The 6,253-nt window shown below is 55.6% G+C and carries 8 protein-coding genes; 4 read left to right on the plus strand and 4 right to left on the minus strand.

Annotation, left to right across the window (positions count from 1 at the left end):
• Together K5905_RS24895 and K5905_RS24900 are read left to right on the plus strand one after the other, a co-directional pair.
• A partial coding sequence (locus K5905_RS24895; protein ID WP_297589124.1) for a carbonic anhydrase occupies positions 1–451 on the plus strand: 451 nt, incomplete at its 5' end.
• Between the two features lie 14 nt (positions 452–465).
• The gene (locus K5905_RS24900) at positions 466–990 is read left to right on the plus strand and encodes a DinB family protein (protein WP_297589127.1); all 525 of its coding nucleotides are present in this window, start codon (positions 466–468) and stop codon (positions 988–990) included.
• Between the two features lie 36 nt (positions 991–1,026).
• Here the strand turns inward: K5905_RS24900 and K5905_RS24905 are convergent, their stop codons facing one another.
• Positions 1,027–1,971 carry a LysR family transcriptional regulator gene (locus K5905_RS24905; RefSeq protein ID WP_297589128.1) on the minus strand — a complete coding sequence of 315 codons (945 nt, stop codon included), beginning with the start codon at positions 1,969–1,971 and terminating at the stop codon, positions 1,027–1,029.
• Positions 1,972–2,018: 47 nt separating this feature from the next.
• Between K5905_RS24905 and K5905_RS24910 the strand changes: the two genes are divergently transcribed.
• Positions 2,019–2,456: a VOC family protein gene (locus K5905_RS24910; RefSeq protein ID WP_297589130.1), complete on the plus strand. Its 438-nt coding sequence runs from the start codon at positions 2,019–2,021 to the stop codon at positions 2,454–2,456.
• Between the two features lie 46 nt (positions 2,457–2,502).
• Positions 2,503–3,303: a hydrolase gene (locus K5905_RS24915; RefSeq protein ID WP_297589133.1), complete on the plus strand. Its 801-nt coding sequence runs from the start codon at positions 2,503–2,505 to the stop codon at positions 3,301–3,303.
• Between the two features lie 139 nt (positions 3,304–3,442).
• On the opposite strand, the gene K5905_RS24920 is transcribed toward K5905_RS24915, so the two are convergent.
• The 3 genes from K5905_RS24920 to K5905_RS24930 all read right to left on the minus strand — a co-directional run.
• Positions 3,443–4,321: a glycerophosphodiester phosphodiesterase family protein gene (locus K5905_RS24920; protein ID WP_297589134.1), complete on the minus strand. Its 879-nt coding sequence runs from the start codon at positions 4,319–4,321 to the stop codon at positions 3,443–3,445.
• 78 nt (positions 4,322–4,399) lie between these two features.
• Positions 4,400–5,503: an extracellular solute-binding protein gene (locus K5905_RS24925; RefSeq protein WP_297589136.1), complete on the minus strand. Its 1,104-nt coding sequence runs from the start codon at positions 5,501–5,503 to the stop codon at positions 4,400–4,402.
• 34 nt (positions 5,504–5,537) lie between these two features.
• On the minus strand, positions 5,538–6,253 hold a 716-nt coding region (locus K5905_RS24930), incomplete at its 5' end, for an ABC transporter permease (protein ID WP_297589138.1).

Consider the following 6,253-nt stretch of genomic DNA (forward strand, 5'->3'; position numbering starts at 1 on the left):
CAACCTTGTGCCGCCTTATGAGGATACCGAAGGCCAGCACGGTACCAGCGCGGCAATCGAGTTTGCCGTCAACGGTTTGAACGTGAAGCATATTGTCATCATGGGCCATGGTCAGTGCGGTGGGGTCAAGGCGTTCCGTGAAAACGCGAATGAACCGATGGCAACAGGCCAGTTCATCGGGCGATGGATCAAGCTGCTGGAGCCAGCCGCCATTGCCATGGCGTGCCTGCCAATCGACAAGGCCGATGACCCGCAGCTTGCGATGGAATATGCTGGCATCCGTCAATCGTTGAAAAACCTTCTGACATTTCCATTTGTTGAAGACGCAATCAACAAGGGCAATCTGCAACTGCACGGTTCCTGGTTCGATATCGGATCCGGCGAACTGCGTGTGATGGACGCGGAAACCCAGCGGTTCGAAACCGCCGAACCGGATATTATCGAGGTTTGAGGTAGAGGGCGAGCATGACCCTGCAAGTCGACACGGCGCTTTTTCAGCGCATGGCAGCTTACAATGCCTGGATGACCGATAAGGCCTATGAGGCCGCTGAAAAAATGAGCGACGCGGAGCGCAGACAGGATCGCGGGGCTTTTTTCAAATCCGTTCACTCGACGCTCAATCACATCCTCTTCGCGGACCGGGTCTGGATGAGCCGGTTTTCCGATAAGACCTACGACGTCAAAGGCATGGGCGTCGATATCTTCGACGATTTTTCCGAGTTGAAATCGGCGCATCTGGATATGTGCCGGGATATCGTCGTCGCTACAGAGGGGTTTTCCTCCGAGTGGCTTTCGGCAATCATGGAGTGGACCCGAAGCACGGATGGGGTGAGCCGTCGGCGTCCGCGGTGGCTTCTCGTGATGCATATGTTCAATCACCAGACGCATCATCGCGGTCAGCTTTCAACGCTGTTCAACCAGGCCGGGATCGATATCGGCGTCACGGACCTGCCGTTCATGCCCGACCTGATCGAGGAATTTGCAGGCTAGTTCATACCATCGCAGTCTGGTCCATGAGGAATTGACCTAGAAGTCGTATGGACGGGGCATTTCCCTTGCGATCGCCTCAACAGCACGGTCAATGAAAATCCGGACCTTCGGGTCCATGAACTCCCGATCCGCGTAGACAAGACTGACTGGAATTTCAGCACCGACAATGTCGGCAAGGACGGCAGTCAACGCACCGCTGCGCAGGTGCTCCGCCGCAATGGCGGAGGGAAGGAGCGCGATGCCGATGCCGTCAAGTGCTGTCTTCGTGACCAGCTCGATTTCGTTGGCGGAAAGCCGACCACCGACCGGAACGGAACCTCCAGCCAGAAGCGGCCAGGATTTGCTGGGAGTCCATTCGCCCGCAAATCCGACAATACAATTGTGATCTGCGAGATTCTCCGGCGTTTTAGGTGTGCCGCGCCAGCTGAGATATGCAGGACTGGCAACGGCAACCAACCGGTCCGTGTGAAGACGCCGGGCGATGAGATTCTGGTCCTTTACCGGGCCGATGCGAATAGCAACATCGATGCCCTCGGACAGTAGATCGACATGCCGGGTCGTCGACTGCACCTCCAGTCGAACTTCGGGATAGTCGCATAAGAAGTCCGTGAATAGTCTTGTGAAGTGGGGGCCGGTGACGGAGACACGCAGCAAACCACGTGGTGTACCGTCCAGGCGACGTACTGCATTCCAGGCGTCCGTGACGTCTTCGACAATCCGCTGAGCGCGCAGTCGGAGTTCTTCACCCGCCTCGGTAAGGGTCAATCGATTGGTTCTGCGGTGGAGCAAGCGCACACCAAGATCAGCCTCGAGTGCGGAGATCCTGCGGCTCAAGGTGGCTCTGGGCAAGTTGAGTGTCCGGGCCGCCCCTGAAATGCTCTCTTCCCTGACAACAGCCAGAAACTCGCGCATGCGGTCCGAATTAAGACTGTGATAAAAATGGACAGGTGATGCGAATTTTTTCTCACTAGTGATGTTCATGCTTCAAGCTTATCTCAAATGCATCGCAATTGAGAAGGTCTGAAACCATGCTCGACATCGCAAATTTCGATCACATAGGTATTCGCATCAGCGACCGGCAAAAGTCGGTAGCCTTTTACGAAACGCTTGGTTTCGAGTTGATCGCAGATGGTGGGTACGACAATGGTCATCCATTGGTGATGCTTCACCCTTCAGGGATCAATATCAACCTGCTCGGTCCGGCAACGTTTAATCAGGGACACAATGTGCTGATGGACGAAGCTTCCAAGTCTCCGGGCATCACGCATCTGGCGCTGAAGGTGAGGAATGCAGAGGCAACCGAAGCCTTTGTGACCAGCAAGGACATTGCCATCACGGGACGCCGGGAATTTCGCGGAACGAAAACGATTTTCATCCGCGATCCTGACCGCAATGTCCTGGAGCTCGTCGGACCGGGACCTTCGGTCGCCGATCTGATTGCAGAGCATGTCCACGGTGAGGCCTGACTTTGTCGCCGTTATTGGAAAATCACCCTTAACAAAGGAACCCATGATGAAAACTCTTGTGAAAGCCGCCGCAGCGCTGCTGCTCGGTGCCAGTGTTACTGCGCCTTCGCTTGCTTTCAGTGCAAACCCGGAAGAGGTTCGCGAAAGCAGACTGGAACGGTTTTCCACCCAGACCAGAATCACCACTGTTGATGGTGTGGCAAACTATCCGGAAGGTTACCGGGGTACTCCTGCGCGGGCTGCGGATGAAGATCCATTTCTGTCACCGGACAATTCCGCCCTGATTCTGATCGACTACCAGCCGCCGATCCTTCAGGGAGTGCGCAATATCAAGCACGAAGACCTGATCAACAATGTTACCGGTCTGATCAAGACTGCCGTGATCTACGACATTCCGATCATCTTTTCGCATGTCGCGGTTGGCTTTAACGATTATGCGCCGATGATTGAAGAACTGAAGGAACTGGCGCCGAATGCGGTCTTTGTCGATCGAACCAGCGTCAATGCCTGGGAAGAGCCGGAATTCGTTGCAGCGGTCGAAGCCACAGGACGCAGGAAGTTGATTATGGGCGGTTTGTGGACCGATGTCTGCCTTGCCTATCCAGCCATTGAAGCGGAGCGTGAAGGCTATGATGTTTTTGTGCCTGAAGATGCAGTTGGCAGCATTACGCAGATGAGCCACGAAAACGGCATGGCGCGGATGATTGCCTCAGGCGTGGAGCCGATCACTTGGAATGTCGTTCCGGCCGAACTGCAGCGGGATCACGCGCGTCCGGACAAGCTTGCAGAGGTCACGCGCGTGTTCATGGAACATCTGTTCAAGGTTGATCCGGAAAGCAAGTGGTGAAGTGAACCGGGCCTGCTTGCAATTGTTCCAACCTTGAGAAAAGCTCCTGCCGGTCTTATCGGTGGGAGCCTTTCGTCGTCGGATCCGATCAAGCTGTCCAATCGGTTATTCCTGTGCGGTCTTGCTGTTGTCCTGATTGTCAGGGTGCGGTCGCCGTTCCGGCTGTCTGCTTGACGGAGTAATCCTTAAGGACGTTCGGAAGATCCGTTTGAATGAGACGCACGCCATGCTGAAGCAAACGTCCCCAGCCCTGATCGGGGTCCGCCACGGATTGCGTATCGGTGACCTCTGCGGAGGGAACTTCATCAAGCGAATTCAGGAAGAGGTCCGTGCCTGACAGGTGTGCAGCCTTGGCGTAGAGTTCAAAACTCGACCAGCTGTCAAACAGGCCCTCAATGAGCGGTGTTGTCCGGGACTGTAGAAAGCCGAGATAGGTGCCAAGTGTTTCGGCTGTCACCTCAACGATGGGTTTGACGAGCACGCCTGTTCGCTTTTCCAGATCATCGACGAAGCGCATGTCGTCTTCGGTTTCGACAAGCGTTTTCAGGTTGATGTGTGACCGGCTCGGATGATTTCGGACAAACGCGCTCACTGCCTCGATATCCCTGAAATGCTTCACGTCGACATCGACATAGATCCTGTCGCCCGTGACGTTGAGCAGATCACCCAGAAGAGGAGGGTGAGATGCGGTCAGGGGAGCGCCTTCGCCTCCGGCACCTTCCTTGAGGTAAAGACAGGTCATGTCGGCAGCATTTGTCTTTGCAACGGTGCCGGGCTGTCCGGTCATGCGATCAAGCGTATTGTCATGCAGGCAGATCAGCTGACCGTCTGCGGTCACCTGAACATCGATTTCGACAAATTCGTATCCATTGCGGATCGCGAGTTCGACGGATGCGATGGAGTTCTCCGGTGCACCGTGCCAGGCGCCGCGATGAGCGACAACGGCAAATTTCCAGGACCTGTCTGCCAAAAAGGCTTTCAGTGGGGGACGGGTCCTGGGAGTTTTTTGGTACGTCATTTCTTTTCTTTTATTCGGGGGCTTGAAAGGGGCGGTCCCGCAAAGTGCGCGAAACCGCTTGTTGTGTTGCCTGGATGATCAGCGTTCCAGGACGACGTTCTCGATGAAGCTTTCTTCCACGGCTTTGCGGAATGGCTGAACGGCCCATGGTTGACGGTACTGGCGCTGCTCATTCGGAATGAGGGCATGGCTGTCGTCGGCGCTCGCGTGCATCGGAGCTGTGCCGAAATCGACGTTGAATTTGGACTGCGTCTCCGCAGACGTCAGCCAGTTGACGAAGACAGCTGCGGCCGCGGGATGTGGCGCATTCTTCGGAATGGCAATGCCGTTTCCGCCACCATACATTCCCATTTCAGGAATGTAGAACTCGAGTTCGGGACGCACTTCTCCGCGCTTTTGCAGGCCTGCCAAATGGTCTTCCCAGCCCGGAACCATCCACAATTCACCGTCGCTGACGCGAATGATGCTGTCGGCATTCGACGCGGTGATCACGTAGTTTTCGCCATTGTCGTTGAAGAACTTGAAGCCCTCAGCGACCTTGGCGAGTTTTTCGTCCGTGACTTCGCCGTCGGAGAAGTCCACATCGGTCAGGTTTTGCAGGGTGTTCAGGTAATAGGATGGACCTGAGCCGCCTTTTTCATAGTTGAAACCGAATTTACCCGGATTGGCCGCCCAGAAAGCTGCAAACTGCTCAGGTGTTTGGGGCAAATCGGCTTTTGCGACTTTTGCCGGGTCATAAGCAATCCCTGTCTGGTTGCCCCAAAAGGCAAGCAGGTAGCCTTTGCCGTCAATGCCGACGAGATTGGAAACCCGGCCGCCGTCTTCCGGAAGCATTTTGAGCGGCTCGAAATTGGCTTCAAGGTCAACGGTTTCGAAGTCGTTGTATCCCCAGGCGAAGACGTCGATGTCGCCGGTTTCGCGATTGCGCTCCGCCAACATTTTTTCAGCGTTCCCAGCCGCGGTGCCTTCCGGAATGGTGACCTTGATGCCGTATTCGTCTTCAAACGATTTTACAAAGCGGCGCAGGTCGTCCTGCAGGTACCAGACATACCAGGTGAGTTCACCCTCGGTTTTCGCCTGGGTGACAATATCGTCCCAGCTCATGCTTGAAAGGTCTGCCGAGGATGCAACATTGACGCCCAATGCAAGGGCCGTCGTAGATAGGATCAGGGTCTTCAACATGTCGGTTGGTCTCCGTTTAGTCGGGATATTCACGTCAGCCCTTGCCTGAACTCAGCGCAGGATTGGCAGATCGCAGCAGCCTTTCCAGGATGAGCATCAAAATGACGTTCGGGACGACGAGAATGAGGGACAACACTGCTGCATTGGGCCTGACGTAATCCTGTCCAAGCGTTCCGTAGAGCAATGTCGGAATGGTGGTGAAGTCGGGTGACCCGACAATGAAGGCGATGGCGAATTCTTCGATCGACTGAATGAAGACGATCAGGAGAGACGCGAAAATTCCGGGCTTCAGGGCGGGGATATAAGCCACCTTCCAGCGTGCCCAGGTGCTGGCGCCCAGGTCACGGGCCGCTTCGATGTGGTCATTGCGGACCTGTTCAAAGCTGACCGTCATGATGCGGATTGCGTAAGGCATGAAAACGATCGCGTGGGCGAACAGGATTGCCCCGAAACGCCATGAGTGCAGCCCGAGCTGGTACAGCAGCGAGGTGAAGAAGATCGAGGTTACGAATGGCGGTACGATCAACGGCAACAGCGCAAGGATTTTGCAGGCCTCTCTGCCCGGAAACCTGATTCGTCCCAAGGCAAAGGCCGTTGGCGTAGCCAGTGCCAGTGCGGCGATCGAGGCAGACGGCGCAACCACATAGGAATTCACCAGAGCGGTCTGCAGCGAGGAGTTCAACCACATGTCCTTCCAGCGGAAGAAAGACATGACGGGTGGCACCAGTTTGTCCGCAGTCCAGGGTTCGG

This window comes from Roseibium sp., assembly GCF_025698965.1.
Classification (GTDB): domain Bacteria; phylum Pseudomonadota; class Alphaproteobacteria; order Rhizobiales; family Stappiaceae; genus Roseibium.